This window comes from Streptomyces sp. NPDC005803, from assembly GCF_040630435.1.
In the GTDB taxonomy this organism is placed as follows: domain Bacteria; phylum Actinomycetota; class Actinomycetes; order Streptomycetales; family Streptomycetaceae; genus Streptomyces.
Genome location: NZ_JBEXXO010000023.1, coordinates 53,809 through 72,484 on the forward strand (window position 1 = coordinate 53,809; position 18,676 = coordinate 72,484).

12 protein-coding genes are annotated in these 18,676 nt (G+C 71.7%); 8 read left to right on the forward strand and 4 right to left on the reverse strand.

Annotated features, from left to right (window positions below):
* Nucleotides 1-81: 81 nt before the first annotated feature.
* A complete protein-coding gene (locus ABZ454_RS28615; RefSeq protein ID WP_356322590.1) occupies nt 82-561 on the forward strand; it encodes a hypothetical protein in 480 nt (159 codons plus the stop codon).
* A gap of 30 nt (nt 562-591) precedes the next feature.
* Here the strand turns inward: ABZ454_RS28615 and ABZ454_RS28620 are convergent, their stop codons facing one another.
* Nucleotides 592-1,518, reverse strand: coding sequence for a DUF4231 domain-containing protein (locus ABZ454_RS28620; RefSeq protein ID WP_359542177.1), 927 nt, complete (start codon nt 1,516-1,518; stop codon nt 592-594).
* A 226-nt stretch (nt 1,519-1,744) separates the two neighbouring features.
* Between ABZ454_RS28620 and fxsA the strand changes: the two genes are divergently transcribed.
* The 4 genes from fxsA to fxsT all read left to right on the forward strand — a co-directional run bounded on the left by fxsA (nt 1,745) and on the right by fxsT (nt 9,724).
* Entirely contained in the window at nt 1,745-1,912 is a 168-nt protein-coding gene (gene fxsA / locus ABZ454_RS28625; RefSeq protein ID WP_356322588.1) for an FxSxx-COOH cyclophane-containing RiPP peptide, read from the forward strand.
* 74 nt (nt 1,913-1,986) lie between these two features.
* Entirely contained in the window at nt 1,987-4,233 is a 2,247-nt protein-coding gene (gene fxsB / locus ABZ454_RS28630) for a radical SAM/SPASM protein FxsB, inactivated metallohydrolase extension form (protein WP_359542180.1), read from the forward strand.
* A 213-nt stretch (nt 4,234-4,446) separates the two neighbouring features.
* Nucleotides 4,447-5,805: an FxsC protein gene (gene fsxC / locus ABZ454_RS28635; RefSeq protein WP_359542281.1), complete on the forward strand. Its 1,359-nt coding sequence runs from the start codon at nt 4,447-4,449 to the stop codon at nt 5,803-5,805.
* Nucleotides 5,789-9,724, forward strand: a complete 3,936-nt coding sequence (fxsT, locus tag ABZ454_RS28640; protein WP_359542183.1) for an FxSxx-COOH system tetratricopeptide repeat protein — start codon at nt 5,789-5,791, stop codon at nt 9,722-9,724. Before fsxC ends, fxsT begins: the two co-directional genes overlap by 17 nt.
* A gap of 40 nt (nt 9,725-9,764) precedes the next feature.
* Here fxsT and ABZ454_RS28645 read toward each other — a convergent pair whose 3' ends face one another.
* Complete coding sequence (locus ABZ454_RS28645) at nt 9,765-10,640, reverse strand: alpha/beta hydrolase (protein ID WP_356322585.1); 876 nt, start codon at nt 10,638-10,640, stop codon at nt 9,765-9,767.
* Nucleotides 10,641-11,060: 420 nt separating this feature from the next.
* Here ABZ454_RS28645 and ABZ454_RS28650 point away from each other — a divergent pair, with 420 nt between their 5' ends.
* Nucleotides 11,061-12,146, forward strand: a complete 1,086-nt coding sequence (locus tag ABZ454_RS28650; protein ID WP_356322584.1) for a S1 family peptidase — start codon at nt 11,061-11,063, stop codon at nt 12,144-12,146.
* Nucleotides 12,147-12,233: 87 nt separating this feature from the next.
* Here ABZ454_RS28650 and ABZ454_RS28655 read toward each other — a convergent pair whose 3' ends face one another.
* On the reverse strand, nt 12,234-12,731 hold the full coding sequence (locus ABZ454_RS28655; RefSeq protein WP_356322583.1) for a phospholipase: 498 nt from the start codon (nt 12,729-12,731) through the stop codon (nt 12,234-12,236).
* Nucleotides 12,732-12,990: 259 nt separating this feature from the next.
* A complete protein-coding gene (locus tag ABZ454_RS28660) occupies nt 12,991-14,034 on the reverse strand; it encodes a DUF3533 domain-containing protein (RefSeq protein WP_356322582.1) in 1,044 nt (347 codons plus the stop codon).
* Nucleotides 14,035-14,195: 161 nt separating this feature from the next.
* Here ABZ454_RS28660 and ABZ454_RS28665 point away from each other — a divergent pair, with 161 nt between their 5' ends.
* The gene (locus tag ABZ454_RS28665; RefSeq protein ID WP_359542187.1) at nt 14,196-17,660 is read left to right on the forward strand and encodes a DNA polymerase III subunit alpha; all 3,465 of its coding nucleotides are present in this window, start codon (nt 14,196-14,198) and stop codon (nt 17,658-17,660) included.
* Nucleotides 17,657-18,655 carry a hypothetical protein gene (locus ABZ454_RS28670; RefSeq protein ID WP_356322580.1) on the forward strand — a complete coding sequence of 333 codons (999 nt, stop codon included), beginning with the start codon at nt 17,657-17,659 and terminating at the stop codon, nt 18,653-18,655. The genes ABZ454_RS28665 and ABZ454_RS28670 overlap by 4 nt, the downstream gene beginning before the upstream one ends.
* Nucleotides 18,656-18,676 lie beyond the last annotated feature (21 nt).

The window sequence follows — 18,676 nt, forward strand, 5'->3', positions numbered from 1 at the left end:
AGCATCGGGGGCGGATGCTGTGCCTCCCGGAGGGACGCCCTCCGGGAACCCCCGGCAGACACCCCAGGGGGTTCCAGGTCCGTGAAACGCATCGGAGTGACCGGTCATCGCAGCATCCCGCGGGAGGTCCGCGACCATGTGCTGGCGTCGATGCGAGCGGCGTTCCGCGGGTTCGGCGGCTCCGTGGAGGCGCTGTCCAGCCTGGCCGTCGGGGCGGACCAGCTCTTCGCCGACCTCGCGCTCGCCCACGGCGCCCAGCTGACCGTGGTCATCCCCAGCGGCGACTACGAGGCATGCTTCGCCGACGAGGCGGAACTGGCCCGCTACCGCGCCCTCAAGGCCCGCGCCGTGCGGGAGGTCAGGCTGGACTACCCGCACTCCACCGACGAGGCGTACTACGCGGCCGGCGCCTACATCGCCGACCACTGCGACCGGCTGATCGCCGTATGGGACGGCCGTCCCGCCCGGGGCCTCGGCGGCACGGGGGACATCGTGACGTACGCCCGCGGGCTCGGCCGCCCGGTGACGGTGATCTGGCGCGACGGGGTGGAACGCGCCTGAGGCGCCGTCACCGGCCGGGCCCCGGGGCCGTCACATCTGGTGCCGGGCGAGCCAGTCGGTGTGCTGGGGGGAGACGATGCGCTCGGTCTCGAAGACCGCCCGCGGCCACTGGCGCTCGTTCAGCGTGGTCTCCATCGCTATCTGCATCGACTCCAGATCCTTCTCCACGAGGGAGTGGGCCGAGATCAGCGGGTGGTGGCGGCGCATCTCGCTCCAGGCGAGACACGCGGCGGCCGCGGCCGAGAGCACCCCGGTCAGCGCGAAGGACTGGCCCACCGAGAAGGCCCTGAGCAGGGCGAGGAGCAGGGCGAGCGCCGTCAGCGCGGCGATGGTGGTCGCCCAGACCAGGGTGGCCCGCCGGGACACCTCCTGACGCCTGCGGTACCAGCTGCGCTGTTCGATCAGCCGGTCGCGCACATAAGTCTCCTTGCGCACGGTGAATGCCTTGTCCCGTAATGCGCGCATGGAATCGGTGATGAGCCCGCCGGAATCGGCCGTCCGGTCCCGGGGGTCGGACCAGCCCACCTTGCGCAGCTCCTGCAGGCCCTCTTCGAGCCGGTTGGCGAACACCGCTTCGGGGTGCTGTGTACCGGTATCGAAAGGTGAGCCATGCACCGAGTAACGCCAGCACATCGATTTGATGAACTCTGCCGCCGAGCGATTGAGTTGCCAATGCGACTTTGCTTTCCGCCGGGAGGTGAGGTAGGTGGTGACCAGGACGCCGAGGTAGGCCAACGCGGCCGCGCAATCGGTGAGTTGGAGCGTGCCCGCGACCTCCGCGTGCCAGGGGAGCGCGGCCGGCACGGTGCCCGCGACCAGCAGGATCAGCTGCCAGCGGGTGGTATTCACCGCCTCCCGCTGGCGGGCGACCGCAATGGCGTCCGTGTGGTGAAAGAGCTCCGGCAGATCAGCGTTCCTGAAGACCATGCTCTGCAGTGGTCCGGGAATCGCCGTCATGTTCACTCCCGTCTGCGGTTATGTCGTCACCCTGATGGCGGAATCTTTCGTTCCGCTCGATCGGGGCCGGTCCCGTGTGACGCTCTCGTTCCAAGTGGGCGTCCTCAGTTGCCAACCGAGGCCATGAGAGTAAAGTCGTGCCGCCGGACACTGCAATGGTGCAGGTACCACCGCTGGTTTCCTGTCCGGAACCATTCCATCGGAACGAATCCCCTCAAGGACGGCCGTGAAGACCACTGAATCCTCCCTCTCCTTCGCCGTTGCGAAGAAGAGCCGTGTGCCACTCGCCGCGATCGACGCGGGTGGTGGCGAAGCAGCCAGGAAGCTCGGTCGGGTGCACGTCGCTTCCGCCGGTCGCCCCAGCCAGGCATCCACCTTCAACTCCTCCCTCTGATCCCCGATTACGGATCGCTCCACCAGGACGGACGGTCTGCCGGATCACCCTTCCGGGCTGGCTAGACTGGTGGAATGACAGGACCCCTGGTCCCTTTCCGTGAAGTAGTCCTCAAGGTTCACAGCAGGTGCGATCTTGCCTGTGACCATTGCTATGTCTACGAACATGCCGATCAGAGCTGGCGAACCCGTCCGAAAACAATCTCTGACGAAGTCATTTTCCGGACTGCTCAGCGCCTGGCTGAGCATGCCAAGACACACGCACTGCCCTCCGTGTCAGTAATCCTGCACGGAGGGGAGCCTCTGCTGGCGGGCCCCGCCCGGCTGCGGCGCATCTGCGAAGAGCTGACCACCGCCTTCGACGGCATCGCCGCCCTCGATCTCCGGATCCACACCAACGGCCTGCAGCTCAGCCCGCGCTATCTCGACCTCTTCAGCGAGTACGACGTCAAGGTGGGCATCTCCCTGGACGGCGACCGCGCGGCCAACGACCGGCACCGCCGCTTCGCGGACGGGCGCAGCAGCCACCCCCTGGTGCTCAAGGCCGTCGAACTGCTCCGGCAGGAGCGCTACCGCCACCTCAACCTCGGCCTCCTGTGCACCATCGACATCGAGAACGACCCGGTCGCGGTCCTCGACGCGCTCACGGAGCTCGAACCGCCACTCATCGACTTCCTGCTTCCCCACGCCACCTGGGACGACCCGCCGCCGCGACCGGACGGATCGCCCACCGCCTACGCCGACTGGCTCCTCGCGGTCTTCGACCGCTGGCAGGAGCGGGGGCGCCCGGTGCCGGTGCGGATCTTCTCGTCGGTCGCCTCCACGCTGGGCGGCGGCCCCAGCCTCACCGAGTCCCTGGGCCTCGCGCCGACCGACCTCGTCGTCGTCGAGACCGACGGCCGGCTGGAGCAGGTCGATTCGCTGAAGAGCGCCTACGAGGGCGCGGCCGCCACCGGGTTCGACGTCTTCGCGCACGCCTTCGACGAGGTCGCGGCGCACCCCGGGGTGCGGGCCAGGCAGCTCGGCCTGGAAGGCGTCAGCGAGACATGCCGCCGCTGCCCCGTCGTACGTTCGTGCGGGGGAGGTCTGTACACCCACCGCTACCGCTCGGGGGGCACGGGCGAGGGGTTCGACAACCCGTCCGTGTACTGCCATGACCTGGCCGCCCTGGTACGCGGCATCGAGGCCCGCACACCCGCGGACACCGTGGCGCCCGAGGTGGCCGGTCCGGCGGAGCTGCTCGCGGCCCAGGAGGACCTCACCCGCACCCTGCTGGCCCGGCTGCACGCGGACCTGGACGGCAGGGGCGGCGAGCGGTGGGCGCGGGCGTGGGAGCTGGCGGCCGTGCTGGAGGGTTCGCAGGACGGGGTCCGGGGGCTGGACGGCGTCCTGGCCCACCCGTACACGCGTACCTGGCTGCTCGACGCGCTGAACGCCCTGCACGAGGACCGGGCGGAAGCGGCTTCCGGGGCCGCGGACGGGCTGCAGACCCTGCTCGCCGCCGCCACCGTGCGGGCCGGCCTCGATCTGCGGGTGCCGGCGCCCTACCGGGACGGCGCGCTCGTCCTGCCCACCCTGGGCCGGCTGACGGTCGCCGGGCCGGGGGAGCGCGGAACCGTGCTGGTGCGCGCCGCCGGGGACGGATTCCTGGCCGGGTCCGCCGCCGGACCGTCCGAGCGGCGGATCCGGCGGTCCGCCGCGGCCGGGCCGGGCTGGCTGCCGGTGCGCCGGTTCCCCCTGCCGGGCAGCCCGTCCCCGGACCACGGCTTCGTGATCGACGACCTCGACCCGTACCGGGACTGCTTCGGCGCCCCCGCCGCGGCCACGCTCGACGGGGCGGGCGCCACCCGTCTGGGCGACGCGCTCACCGAGGCCTGGGCGCTGATCGAGGAACGGGCTCCCGCCTACGGCGTGCGGTCCACCGACGGCCCGCTCACCTTCACCCCGCTCGACGGCGTGGCGCCGGGCGAGCCCTCGGTGGGGCGGCACGGGTACGGCGCACTCGGCATCGGGGCGGACGAGAACGCCGGCACGCTGGCGCTCACGCTGCTGCGCGGAGTGCGGCGGGCGAGATTCCGGGCACTTGTGGACGTCGCGGATCTTTACGCGGCGGACGGCTCCTGGGAGCATCGAATGCCCTGGAAGGAAGAATTGGTTCCCTTTTCCCGGCTGCTGGCCGCTGCCTATGAACGGCTCGCGCTCGCGGCATTCGACCCCCGGTACCGGGACGGTGTGCCGCAGGCGCTCGACACCCTGGAAGGGGCCGCCGAACTCACCGTCGGCGGGAAACGGCTGCTGGCTCTGATGCGAAAAGAATTTTGAATCTTGGATTCCGGTTCGATGGGGAGGGTGGACGCGGACTCGGGACAACCGGGAGGAACGGCCGCAGACCGCTTGCTCGCGGGAATGTGATCGACGGGGCCCGGGAGCAGATGACCGAAAAATGGCGTTGATTGACCGAACGTCATGGGGGTGGAGCAAGGTCCGCTCCGGAATGATGAATTCGCTCGCATTCTCTTCACTCCTCGGGTGCGGGTGCTCACACAGGACGGGGGTCGTGTGCACGCGACGACGCAGCAGCGAGCGGCGGACCATCGGCCGTACTTCTTCTTGAGTTACGCCCACACACCGGGGTACGGCGGTGGCACGGACCCCGACATGTGGGTCGAGCGGCTCTTCCAGGATCTCTGTGGCCATGTGATGGCCATGACCGATCTGCCCGCGGGCGCGCCGGCGGGCTTCATCGACCGCGAGATACGTTCCGGCGAGGGCTGGTCGGAACGGCTCGGCGAGGTGCTCGCCACCTGCCGGGTGTTCGTACCGCTGTTCTCGCCGCGTTACTTCGCCAGTGAGATGTGCGGCAAGGAGTGGTACGCGTTCGCCCAGCGGGCCATCCACCACCGGGCCCGCTCCAACCAGCCCGCCGAGGCGATCGTCCCGGCGCTCTGGGTGCCCGTGCCGCCCAGCCAGCTTCCCGGGCCGGCCGAACGATTACAGTTCAACCACCGTGATTTCGGGGACCGTTACGTCAGCGACGGACTGTACGGGCTGATCAAGCTCAAACTCTTCAACGAGGAGTACGAGCGCGCGGTGTACGAACTCGCCAAACGCATCGTCAGCGTCGCCGACACCGTACGGATCGGCACCGGCCGGCCCGTCGACTACCGGCTCGCCCCCAGCGCCTTCGGCTCGGCGAGCAGCGGAGCGGGCGGCCCCCGCCCCATGCAGGTGACCATCGCCGCCGCCACCCGCCACGACCTGCCCGAGGGGCGCAACGCCGACTACTACGGCGACAACCCGCAGGACTGGAACCCCTACCACCCGGACGCCGCACGGCCCCTGGCCTATGTCGCCGAGGACCTGGTGCGCTCCCTCAACTACCAGGCCACCATCGCCTCCTTCGACGAGGAAGCCGGCCTTCCGGTCGGCAAACAGCCCCCGACCACACCGGAGATCCTCCTCGTCGACCGCTGGGCGCTCCAGGACGAGGACCGGTGCCGGCGGCTCGCCGCCTTCGACGCGGAGAACCGCCCCTGGGTGACGATGGTCGTGCCGTGGAACCGCGACGACCACGAGAGCAGAGCCGCGGAGGCCGAACTGACCGCCAAGCTGGAGCGGACCATGCCGACCAAGATGCGCCAGGGCCGGGCCTACTGCCGCGCCGCCGCCAAGGGCGTACCGAGCATGGAGGCCTTCGGCCAGATCCTGCCGCAGGTGGTCGAGGCGGCCGCCCAGCAGTACCTGAGACACGCGGCCGTCTACCTGCCCGCCACCGGCGGCGGAGGACCCACCGAACGGACTCGCCTGATGGGACCGATGGCGCAGACCCAGTACATCCCCGAGACACATGACGCTGCGACGGATGGGGAGGACACGGATGACGGCCAGTCGTGACGGGCGCATCGTCACCTTCTACTCGTACAAGGGCGGTACCGGGCGCACCATGGCCCTGGCCAACACCGCCTGGATTCTCGCCGCCAACGGCAAACGGGTACTGGCCGTCGACTGGGACCTGGAGGCCCCCGGACTCCACCGGTTCTTCCACCCGTTCCTCGACCCCTCGACGCTCGGCGCCACGACCGGCGTCATCGACCTGATCACCGAATACGCCTGGGCCGCGACCAGCCCGGTTCAGCGGGCCGACGACTGGCACCGCGACTACGCGCGGATCCAGCCGCACGCGGTCTCGCTCACCCCCGAGGCGCTCGGCTGGGAGTTCCCGCAGGGCGGCACCCTCGACTTCGTCTCCGCGGGGCGGCAGAACCGCGAATACTCCGCGACCGTCTCCACCTTCGACTGGGACAACTTCTACGACCGGCTCGGCGGCGGTCACTTCTTCGACGCCCTGCGCGACGACATGAAGGCCAACTACGACTACGTCCTCATCGACAGCCGCACCGGCCTCAGCGACATCGCCGACATCTGCACCGTCCACCTGCCCGACGTGCTCGTCGACTGCTTCACCCTCAGCGACCAGTCCATCGACGGCGCCGCCTCGGTCGCCCGGCAGATCTCCGAGCGGTACACCGGCCGCCCCATCTCCATCTTCCCCGTCCCGATGCGCATCGACGAGGGCGAGAAGGAGAAGGCCGACGCGGGGCGGGCGCTGGCCCGGCTGAAGTTCGACCGGCTGCCGCGCGACCTGTCGGGTGACGAGCGCACCGCGTACTGGGGCGCGGTGGAGATCCCGTACCGCCCCTACTACGCCTATGAGGAGACGCTGGCCACCTTCGGGGACGAGGCGGGGCTCACCAACTCCCTCCTCTCCGCCTTCGAACGGCTCACCTCCGTCATCACGGACCAGCAGATCACCTCGATGCCGCCGGTCGGCGAAGAGGTGCGGCTGCGCATCCGCGACGCGTTCACCCGGCGCCGGCCCGCGCTGCCCGCCGATCTCTTCCTCAGCTATGTGGCGGAGAACCGGATGTGGGCCGACTGGATCGAGTCCGTGCTCACCCGGGCCGGCTTCCGCGTCGTGCCCCGCGACGTGTCCGCCGAGCGGGGGCCCCAGGACGCGGCGACCGTCACCTCGGAGAACGCGGTCCGGACCGTGGTGCTGCTCTCCAGCGCGTACCTCAAGTCGCAGCGCGCGGTGGGCCTCTGGGACCGGGCCGTCGCCGAGGACCCGGGCGGCGGGCGGCGCCATCTGCTGCCGCTCAGGGTCGGTGACGTACGGCTGTCCGCGCCCTACATCGACCGCAACCCCGTCGACCTCTTCCGGCTAGACGAGGTGCACGCCACCGCCGCCCTGCTACGCGCCCTGGACCGGCCCGTCCAGCTCACCGACGCCGTCTCGCCCGGTCCGCGCTTCCCCGGCACCGTCCCCCGGATCTGGAACGCGCCGCCGCGCAACCCCGGCTTCACCGGACGCTCCCTGGTCCTGGAGCGGATGCGCGACCAGCTCGGCGGCGGCATGGCCGTCGTCCTGCCGCAGCCGCAGACTCTGTACGGACTCGGCGGCGTCGGCAAGACGCAGGTCGCCCTGGAGTACGTGCACCGGTTCATGGCCGACTACGACCTGGTCTGGTGGATATCCTCCGAGCAGACCGACGACGTGGTCGCCGGGCTCGCCGAACTCGCCGTCCGGCTCGGCGCCCAGGGCGGCGACGACATGGCGGCGGCCTCCCAGGAGGCCGTCGACCTGCTGCGCCGCGGGGTGCCCTCGGACCGCTGGCTGCTGGTCTTCGACAACGCCGACGACCCGGAACGGCTCCGGCGCTACTTCCCGCAGGGCGGCTCCGGCCACATCCTGGTCACCTCCCGCAACCAGGCCTGGTCCCAGCACGGCGACGCGCTGCCCGTCGACGTGTTCCTGCGCGAGGAGTCCATCGAGCACCTCCAGCGCCGGGCCCCGGGGCTGAGCGACGAGGACGCCGCCCAGGTGGCAACCGCGGTGGGCGACCTGCCGCTCGCCGTCGAACAGGCGGCGGCGTGGATCGCGGAGACCGCCACCCCGATCGACACCTACCTGGAACAGCTGGCCCAGCAGGCCCCGGAGGTCCTGGCGCTCAACCAGCCGGCCGGATATCCCGAGCCGGTCGCCGCGACCTGGAACATCTCCATCCAGCGCCTCAAGGAGCGCTCGCCCGCCGCGGTGCGGCTGCTCCAGCTCTGCGCCTTCTTCGCCCCCGAGCCGATCTCGGGGAACCTGCTGTACAGCAAGGAGATGATCGAGGCGCTGAAGCCGTACGACGCCTCGCTCCAGGAGAAGCTGGTGCTGGGCCGGGTCATCCGGGAGATCGGCCGGTTCGCCCTCGCCAAGGTCGACCAGGTCTCCAACTCCATCCAGGTGCACCGGCTCGTCCAGGCCGTCATCAGGGCCCAGCTCACCGAGGAGGAGCAGCGGGACGCCCGGCACGCCGTCCACCGCATCCTGGCGGGTGCCCGGCCCGACGACGACGAGCCGATCGACAACCCCGCCAACTGGCCGCAGTTCGCGACGATATGGCCGCACCTCGGCCCGTCCGACGCCCGCAACTGCAAGGAGCCCGAGGCCCGCAGGCTCCTGATCGACCGGGTGCGCTACCTGTGGAAGCGCGGTGACTTCAGGACGGCCACCACGCTCTGCGAGGAACTGCGCGAGATCTGGCGCGAGACGCTGGGGGAGCGGGACATCCAGTACCTCTACCTCTGCTTCCACCTGTCCAACATCTACCGCTCGCGCGGCCGCTACGTGGAGGCGAAGGACCTCGACGAGATCACCCTGGCCACCCAGCGGGAGGTGCTGGGCCCGGAGCATCCGCACACGTACATGAGCACCAGCAGTCTGGCCACGGACCTCGGCACGCTCGGCGAGTACACCAGGGCGATCGAGCTGGCGACCGAGGCCACCGACGGGTTCAACCAGATCTTCCACGACTCCCACCCCAGGGCCCTGGCCGCGGCCAACAACCTGGCGTTCACCCTGCGGTCCATCGGCCAGTACGCCAAGGCCCGCGAGATCGACCAGGACGTGTTCGACCGGCGCCGCGAGGTGCTCGGCGAGGAGCACCCCTACAGCCTCTCCTCGGCCATGAACCTGGCCCGCGACCTGCGGGACGTCGGCCGGTACGAGGACTCGGTCGGCATCCTCAGCCGTACGTACGACAGCTACAAGGCCACGCTCGGCCGGTCCTTCCCGGGAACGCTCAGCGCGGCCAAGAGCCTGGCGGTCTCGCTGCGCCGGGCGGGCAGGCTGGAGGACGCCCGCCGGCTCACGGTGGCGACCCGGGCCCGGTACCGGGCCAAGTACACCTCCGCCAACCCGGAGTCGCTGGCCTGTGACCTCAACCTGGCGGCCGACCTGTTCGCGGCCGGCGAGGCGGAGGAGGCCCGGGACGCCGCCCAGGAGGTCGTGGACCAGTACATGAAGGTGCCGGGGGAGAAGCACCCGTACACGCTGGCGGCGTTGAACAACCTGGGGGTCTACCTCTGGGGGACCGGCGCGGCACAGGAGGCGGAGCAGGTGCTGACCCGGGTGGTCGCCTCCATGCGCGAGGTGTACGGGCGGACGCACCCCAACACGCTGTTCAGCGTGATGAACCTGGCCAACGCCACGGCGGAGCGGGGTGATCTCGACCTCGTGCTGAAGACCGAACGGAGTCTGACCACCCAGTTCCGGGAGGTGCTGGGCGCACACCATCCCGAGACGCTGGCCATGAAGTCGAACATGGCGGTCACCCTCGACGCGATGGGGCGCAAGGACGAGGCGCTCCAGGTCAGGATGGAGACGGTCGAGGAGCTGTCCCGGCAGCTGGGCGAGGAGCATCCGCTCACCCGGATCGCCCGGGACGAGCGACGGTTCCAGCGGGAGCTGGAACCGCAGGCGGTGTGAGTCACGGGAGCGTCCGGCCGGCGCCGGACGCTCCCGCCGCTCAGTCCCCGGAGGTGTCCAGCAGCCAGGTGAGGATGCGGGGGAGGGCGTGCAGCGCGTCGAAGTGCGCGGCCGCCGGTTCCACCACGACGGTGGCGCCGGGGATGCGGCTCGCCAGCCAGCGGGTGTGCCCGACCGGTGAGAACACGTCCTTCTCACCGTGCCACAGCAGCACCGGCCCGGTGATGGCGGCCGGGTCGAACCCCCACGGGCGGCTGAACGCGAGCGCGTCGTCGATCCAGCCGTACGCCGAAGTCCGCAGCCCTTCACGGTAGTTGCGGAGCAGCATGGTGCGGACACCGGCGTCGTTGACCACCATCCGGTCGGAGTCGGTCAGCTCCCGGCGCAGATCGTCGATCAGCCGGACCGGATTCTTCCTGATCACCGCGGACCGGGAGATGAACGACTCCGCCAGCCCGTCCGGGTCCGACCTGGCCGTGGTGTACGCCAGCACGTTGGAGGGGGCCATCCCCTCGAACCAGTCCAGGCCGTCGGCGTCCCGGGGAGCCAGTCCGACCAGGGCGGCGGTACGGGTGACCCGCTCGGGCATCAGCGCGGCGCAGGCCAGAGCGTGCGAAGCGCCACCCGACCGGCCCACCACGGCGAACCGGTCGAGCCCGATGTGGTCCGCGATGGCCCGTACGTCCTGGACCGCGTCGGCGACGCATCTGCCCGGCAGCCGGTCGGAGTCGCCGTATCCCGGCCGGTCGTAGGTGATCAGCTGTGTCTTGCGCTGGTAGAGCACCATCCCGCGCGGCGCCGGACCGAGTCTGCTGCCGGGCATCCCGTGCAGCAGGAAGACCGGTCTGCCGCGAGGATCCCCCAGACGCTCGACCACCAGTTGCCGCCCGTCGGCCGCGCGCACCCGACTGCGCACTCCGTGCCTCCTCGCGATTCCTGCGGGCACGACGTGCCCGGCTTTCCCCGCACCATCCGATGATGACCCATCAGAGGCGATCCCGGGATGGCGCGTGGGGAGAAACTGGGCGGCCGGCGAAGCAGGGGCCGGTGCACGGGCGCCCCGGCGCGCGTCGGGACGCGGGTCCGCAGGGGCGAATACCGGACAGGACCAGTCCTCACCCGCTTTTGGGCGGACGGTCGCACAGGGTGTTCGCAGACGGAATCGACGAGCCCTGACCTCCGCCACGTGAACGTGACGGGGGTGAACGGGTGGTGTCGTGTGTGCGTCCTGAAGTCGTCCTTGTGTGCGATCCGTCCGGTCGGAATAGTGGGCGCCCCATCCTCCGCGTACGGGCGACCCCACATCATCCGCGCGCGGCCCCACAGGAGGTCGAAGTTGAAGCATCGACGCATGTCCGGGAAGCGCGCAGTGCTGGCCGGATCGGCCGCGGCCGCCCTGGTCGCGGCAGGAGTGACGTTCCAGAGTGCGAACGCCAGTGACGACGTGCCGCAGTTCTCGGCGCGCACGCTCGACGCGGTGGCGGCCGGAAAGCTCGCCACCGGTCTGGGCGAGGACCTGGGCGCCGACGCGGCGGGCGCGTACTACGACGCCACCCACAAGAACCTCGTGGTGAACGTGGTCGACGAGGCCGCCGCCGAGCAGGTGCGGCAGGCGGGCGGAAAAGCCAGAATCGTGCCGAACTCGCTGGCCGACCTGACGTCGGCCCGCCGGACCCTGGCCGGCCGGGCCGCGATCCCCGGCACCTCATGGGCCGTCGACCCCCTCAGCAACAAGGTGGTCGTCACCGCGGACCGTACGGTCGGCGACGCGGCCTGGCAGCAGCTCAGCTCGGTGGTCGAGGGCCTGGGCGGCAAGGCCGCGCTCAAGAGGACCGCCGGGGAGTTCAAGCCGTTCATCGCGGGCGGGGACGCCATCTGGGGCAACGGCGGGCGCTGCTCGCTCGGCTTCAACGTGGTCAAGGGCGGCGAGCCGTACTTCCTGACCGCCGGACACTGCACCGAGGCGATCTCCAGCTGGTCGGACTCCCAGGGCGGCGCGGAGATCGGTACGAACGCGGGCTCGTCGTTCCCCGGCAACGACTACGGCCTGGTGAAGTACACCGCGGACACGGCGCACCCCAGCGAGGTCGACCTCTACAACGGCTCCGCCCAGCCGATCACCAAGGCGGGCGCGGCGACCGTGGGGATGACGGTGACCCGCAGCGGGTCCACCACCCAGGTGCACGACGGGGAGGTGACCGGGCTGGACGCCACGGTCAATTACGGCAACGGCGACATCGTCAACGGGCTCATCCAGACGACGGTCTGCGCCGAGCCCGGCGACAGCGGCGGCTCGCTCTTCGCCGGTGACACGGCGATCGGGCTGACCTCGGGCGGCAGCGGCGACTGCTCGGCGGGCGGCGAGACGTTCTTCCAGCCGGTGCCGGAGGCACTGGCGGCGTTCGGGGCGCAGATCGGCTGACCGTTCCGCGGCGACGCATGGCCCCCGGCGTCGCCGGGGGCCATTCCCGTGTCTCCTCGGGCCCTGGGCCTCAGAGGCGCGGGATGGTCAGGCGGCCGGGGACAGTCTCGCGGAGTCCGTCTTGGCCGGCGCGACGCCGAAGATGTCGACCGCGTGGTAGTACGTCCAGGCCGTGGCGTTGCACGACGTCAGCGTGGCGCCGGAGTAGGCGGCGCAGACGCGCTTGAGGTCCGAGTAGAGGGCGGAGTCGAGGCGCGCCTTGTTGGCGGAGAACGTGCCGGCCGCCTTGTAGTTGCGGTAGCCGAAGTCGTGGCGGGCGCAGGCCGTCTGGAAGGGGAAGCCGAACGGGTTGTCGGGCGAGGTGCTGCAGTAGTCCGTCGACCAGTCGAAGCCGTAGGCGGCCCAGGCGCCCTGGTTGTTGCGGGCGGCGTTCCAGGCGTTGTAACTGGAGGCGCTCGTCTGGGTCCAGGAGCTGAGGACCTGGGGCTTGTCGGCGGGGGCCGCCGAAGCGGACACGGCGGGCAGCAGGGCGAGCGGGAGCGACAGGGCGACGGTGCCGAGCAGGGTGGCGACATGGCGGCGCATGGGCGATCTCCGTGGGATGAGGAAGAGCTGTGGCGGCCTGCACCTCATGAGGTTTATGAGGTCGCCTCAGAATGCCGGTCATGTACCTGCCATGGCTACCGATTTCGTCAACTGGCCCCGGAAATTGCGGTGTTCGTCGAGCGCTGGTCATCAGGGTGCCGCTGCCGCCCCCGCTCGCGGGCGGGGGCGGCAGCGGCCGGACGGTGTGGCCCTGGGCGCCTTCGCCGCCCGCACGTCCGGGTGCGGCGGCCGGCCCCTGTCACGCCGGTGTCGAACCACCCGCCGCCCTCATGCCCGCGGCATCCGCCGCCTCCGGCTTCTTCCGCAGCGCCATCAGCAGGGTGATGACCGTGCCCACCACCGCCCACGCGGACAGCACCAGGAGCGGACCGGTCACCGCGTTGCCCCTGAAGTACGCGATCGAGCGCGCCGTCCAGGTGGAGGCCCCCGGCGGCAGGGCGGGGCCGATCGCCCGCCAGAAGTCCGGGAGCATCGGGAGGGGGAAGGCCCCGCCCGCGCTCGGGTTGCCCGCGATCACCACGATCAGGACGGCCAGGCCGATGCCGACGATGCCGGTGAGCGCTTCCAGGGCCAGCGTGATCATGCCGACCGCGAAGACGGTCAGCGCACCCAGGCCCGCCATTCCCCAGAGGCTTCCGGGCAGGGCTCCGAGGATCGGACCGATGATGATCGCGCCGCCGATTCCGCCCGCGATCGAGTACAGCGCCATGACGCCGGTCCGGATCACCGCGCGCTGACGGTTGGCGGGACGGCTGCCCGCGCTGATCGCCAGGATCGAGGCGCAGAGGTAGCCGCCCACGCACCAGCCCACGGCCAGGTAGAACGAGGAGAGCCCGTCGAAGTCCTGGTTCGAGGCCGGGGCCACGTCCAGGGTTCGCGCCGTGCGGTGCCGGGTGAACTCGGCCTTCTTGATGATCTTCGTCAGGGAGGTGGCCAGGACGGTGCCCCCGCCGGAGGCGACCAGCACGGTGTCGGTCGTGCCCTTGGGGTTGACGATCAGGGCGCCGTCGATCTCGCGGTCGAGGATCTGCCGGCGGGCGGTGATCGAGTCGGTGACCGCCCGGGGGTCCAGGGGGCCGCCGGGGAGGCCGTCCAGTTCGGTGACGAGCCGGGCGGAGACCTGCTGGGGTGCGACGACCCCGAAGGGGACGTCCGTCGGCTTCGGGTCGTGGAGTGCTCCGATGTAGGACGCGATGAAGAGCAGCTGCAGCGCCAGTACGCCGATGACGAGCAGGGCGGCCCGTGGCGTGACGGCGTTCTTCACCTCGTCAGCGAAAGTCATGCCCCCACGGTCCGGGGTGTTCGGTGTCCACGCAGTCGGGGCCGGGCCGAATGGCGGAGGGCGGGGATGGCTCACACGCCGAGTATCGTACGAGTGTTCGAAACTTGGTCTATGGTGGAGAGCGAGGGGGTGGTGAGTACGGATTGGTTCAGGAGGTGCGGGTGCCCGGGTTCACGCATCTGCATACCGTTTCCGGGTTCTCCCTGCGGTACGGGGCCTCACACCCGGAGCGGCTGGCGGAGCGCGCCGCCGAGCGGGGGATGGACGCCCTCGCGCTGACCGACCGCGACACCCTGGCGGGTACGGTCCGGTTCGCCAAGGCCTGCGAGCGGGCGGGGGTACGGCCGCTCTTCGGGGTGGAACTCGCCGTGGCCACCGCCGGGCGCGCGGAGGGCGACGGGCGTACGCACCGGCTGCGGACCCCGGCCCGCGGGGGCGCCTTCGTCGATGAATCGGCGCCCCGGGTCACCTTCCTCGCCCGCGACGGCGCACAGGGCTGGGCCGAACTGTGCCGGCTCGTCACCGCCGCCCACGGGGCCGTGGCCGACGGCGGCCGGCCCCTGCTCGACCGCTCCGCGCTGCCCGCCGAAGGGCTCACCGTGCTGCTCGGCCCCGCCTCCGAGGTGGGCGGGGCGCTGGCCGCCGGCCGCCCCGACCGGGCCGCCGCCCTGCTCGCCCCCTGGCGGGAGGTGTACGGCGACGACCTGCGGCTCGAAGCCGTCCACCACGGTCGCGACGGCACCGGGCCCGGTTCGCTGCGGCTCGCCGCCCGTACCGTCGGCTTCGCCGCCGAGCAGGGGGTACGGGCCGTGCTGACCAATGCCGTCCGGTACGCCGACGCGGGTCAGGGCCCGGTCGCCGACGTGCTCGACTCCGCCCGCAGGCTCGTCCCCGTCGACCCCCGCCGCGCCCCGCTCGACAGCGGTGAGCGCTGGCTCAAGGACGCCCGCGCGATGGCGGAGACCGCCGAGCGGATCACCTCTGCCGCCGGACTCGGCCCCGGCGCCGGGGCGCGGCTGCTCGCGGAGACCCGGCACACCGCCGACGCCTGCGTGGTCGACCCCCAGGGCGACATCGGCCTCGGCTCGGTCCACTTCCCCGAACCGCGTCTCGTCGGCGCGGACCGGCGCACCGCCCAGCGGGTGCTGGCCTCGCGTGCCGCCGCGGGCATGGTGCTGCGCGGCTACGACCGCCGGCGCGAGTACTGGGACCGGATGCACCACGAACTGGACATCATCGCCCACCACGGCTTCGCCTCGTACTTCCTCACCGTCGCCCAGGTCGTGGACGACGTACGGGAGATGAAGGTCCGGGTGGCCGCGCGCGGCTCCGGGGCCGGCTCGCTGGTCAACCACCTCCTCGGCATCGCCCACGCCGACCCGGTCGAACACGGGCTGCTGATGGAGCGCTTCCTGTCCAAGCGCCGCTTCGTGCTGCCCGACATCGACATCGACGTCGAGTCGGCCCGCCGCCTCGACGTCTACCGCGCGATCATCGGCCGCTTCGGCGCCGAACGGGTCGCCACCGTGGCCATGCCCGAGACCTACCGGGTGCGCCACGCCATCCGCGACGTCGGCGCCGCGCTCTCGATGAACCCGGCCGAGACCGACCGGCTCGCCAAGGCCTTCCCGCACATCCGGGCCCGCGACGCCCGCGCGGCCATGGAGGAACTGCCCGAACTGCGCGAGGTGGCGCGTCAGAAGGAGAAGTACGGGCGGCTGTGGGAGCTGGTGGAGGCGCTGGACGCCCTGCCGCGCGGCATCGCCATGCACCCGTGCGGGGTCCTCCTCTCCGACGCCTCGCTGCTGCGCCGCACCCCCGTCATGCCCACCAGCGGCGAGGGCTTCCCCATGGCGCAGTTCGACAAGGAGGACGTGGAGGACCTCGGGCTGCTCAAGCTCGACGTGCTCGGGGTGCGGATGCAGTCGGCGATGGCGCACGCGGTCGCGGAGGTGAAGCGGGCCTCGGGCCGGGAGGTGGACCTGGACGCCGTGAGGCCGGGCGACCCGGAGACGTACCGGCTGATCAGGACCGCCGAGACGCTGGGCTGTTTCCAGATCGAGTCGCCCGGCCAGCGCGATCTGGTCGGCAGGCTCCAGCCCGCCACCTTCCACGACCTGGTGGTCGACATCTCGCTGTTCCGGCCCGGACCGGTCGCCGCCGACATGGTGCGCCCGTTCATCGAGGCCCGGCACGGCCGGGCGCCGGTCCGCTATCCGCACCCCGACCTGGAGGGACCGCTGCGCGAGACGTACGGAGTGGTGGTCTTCCACGAGCAGATCATCGAGATCGTCGACATCATGACCGGCTGCGGCCGGGACGAGGCCGACCGGGTCCGGCGCGGGCTCTCCGACCCCGAGTCGCAGGGCCGGATCAGGCTCTGGTTCGCCCAGCACGCGGCGGCGCGCAGGTACGACGCGGAGGTGATCGCCCGCGCCTGGGAGATCATCGAGGCGTTCGGCAGCTACGGCTTCTGCAAGGCGCACGCGGTGGCCTTCGCCGTACCGACGTACCAGTCGGCCTGGCTGAAGGCGCACCACCCGGCGGCCTTCTACGCCGGGCTGCTCACCCACGACCCGGGGATGTACCCGAAGCGGCTGCTGCTCGCGGACGCGCGGCGGCGCGGGGTGCCGGTGCTGCCCCTGGACGTGAACCGGTCTGCGGCCGCCCATCGAATCGAACTGGTGTCTGACGAAAAGGGGAAGGGGGAGTCCTGGGGCCTGCGGCTGGCGCTCTCGGACGTCCATGGGATCAGCGAGGCCGAGGTCGCCCGGATCGAGGCCGGACAGCCCTACACCTCCCTGCTGGACTTCTGGCAGCGGGCCCGTCCGGGCAAGCCCGCCGCCGAACGGCTGGCCCAGGTGGGCGCGCTGGACGCGTTCGGCGCCAACCGCCGCGATCTGCTGCTGCACCTGTCCGAACTCCACCGTGCCCAGCGGAGCGCGGGCTCCGGCGGCGCCGGCGCGCAGCTCCCGCTCGGCGGCGGACACCGCACCGGCTCCATCGGCCTGCCCGACCTCAACGAGGCCGAACGGCTCAGCGCCGAACTGGGCGTGCTGAGCATGGACGTCTCCCGCCATCTGATGGACGATCACCACGCCTTCCTGAAGGAGCTCGGCGCGGTCTCGGCCAAGCGGCTGCGCGAGGCTCGGCACGGGGACACCGTGCTGGTCGCGGGCGCCAAGGCGGCCACCCAGACCCCGCCCATCCGCTCCGGCCGACGGGTCGTCTTCACCACCCTGGACGACGGTACGGGCCTGGTGGACGTGGCCTTCTTCGACGACAGTCACGCCTCCTGCGCGTACACCGTCTTCCACTCCTGGCTGCTGCTGGTGCGCGGGGTGGTGCAGCGGCGCGGACCGCGGAGCCTGAGCGTGGTCGGCGCGGCCGCCTGGAACCTGGCCGAGCTGGCCGAGCTGCGGCGCACCGGCGGGCTCGACGCGGTCGCGGCCCGGCTGGCGCAGGTGCCCGCTCCGGAGGAGGAGGCGTCCCCCGCCGACGACGGCCGCCGGATCCGGATGCCCACCGGCTACGAGATGAACCCCTGGTCCGACCTCCAGCCGCCCGGTGAGGGAGCGCCCACCGGAAGGAAGCTGTGGCACCAGAGCCCGGGGAGCGCGGGATGAGCGAGCAGCCCGCAATCCTCTGCCTGCGGTTCCGCCGGGTCGGCGGCGGCCTCCCGGACGGCGCCGGTTACCCGGGGCTGCTCGCCCTGCTCGGTTCGTTCACCCCGGTCGTCGAGGCGGCTCCGCCCGACGGCGCCCTCGCCGATGTCCGGGGCGCACTGCGCTACTTCGGGCGGGACGTGACGGGGCTGGCCTCGGTGATCCGGGTCCGCGCCCTGGCCCTGCACGGGGTGGACTGCGCGATCGGGGCCGCCGAGAACCCGATGCTGGCCCGGATGGCGTTGCGGCAGGCCGCGCCCGGGACGACCTTCGTGGTGCCCGTCGGCGGGGCCGCCGCCTTCCTCGCGGACCGGCCGGCCGCCGCCCTGGACGGCGTCGGGGCGGCGACGGCCCGCACCCTGTGCGGGTACGGGCTCGACTCGGTCGGCCGGATCGCGGCCGCCCCGCTCGGCACCCTGCAGCGGATCGCCGGGGTGCGGACCGGGCGCGAGCTCTGGGAACGGGCGCACGGCATCGACCGCACTGCGGTGGTGCCGAACGCCGCCGCCCGCTCGCTCGCCGCCGAACGGACCTTCCCGCGCGACGAACTGGACCGGGAACGGCAGCGGCGCGCGCTCATGTCGCTCACCGAGGAGTTGGGGGCGAGGATGCGCGGCGAGGGGCAGGTGTGCCGCTCGCTCGCGGTCTCCGTGCGCTATGCCGACCGGACCGGATACGCGACGCTGACCCGCAGCCGTACGCTGCGCGAGCCCACCGCGCACTCCGCGGAACTCACCGCGCTCGCCTACCGGATCCATGACTCGTTCGCCCTGCAACGGGCCCGGGTGCGGGGGATCGCGCTGCGCGCCGAGGGGCTCGGCGAGGCCGGACGGGCCGCGCATCAGCTGACCTTCGATCCGGTCGACGAACGGGCGCGGCGGATCGAGGCGGTCGCGGACCGGTTGCGGGACCGATTCGGACCACGGGCCGTGATGCCCGGGCGGCTCGCGGCCTGACCCGCGCGTCGGGGCCGTCCT

Bases quoted from the DNA above. Each gene is read 5' to 3' on its own strand.
- fxsB (WP_359542180.1), top strand. From the start codon at position 1,987: ATGACAGGACCCCTGGTCCCTTTCCGTGAAGTAGTCCTCAAGGTTCAC.
- ABZ454_RS28655 (WP_356322583.1), bottom strand. From the start codon at position 12,731: ATGCGCCGCCATGTCGCCACCCTGCTCGGCACCGTCGCCCTGTCGCTC.
- ABZ454_RS28620 (WP_359542177.1), bottom strand. From the start codon at position 1,518: ATGACGGCGATTCCCGGACCACTGCAGAGCATGGTCTTCAGGAACGCT.
- fxsT (WP_359542183.1), top strand. From the start codon at position 5,789: ATGACGGCCAGTCGTGACGGGCGCATCGTCACCTTCTACTCGTACAAG.
- ABZ454_RS28660 (WP_356322582.1), bottom strand. From the start codon at position 14,034: ATGACTTTCGCTGACGAGGTGAAGAACGCCGTCACGCCACGGGCCGCC.
- ABZ454_RS28670 (WP_356322580.1), top strand. From the start codon at position 17,657: ATGAGCGAGCAGCCCGCAATCCTCTGCCTGCGGTTCCGCCGGGTCGGC.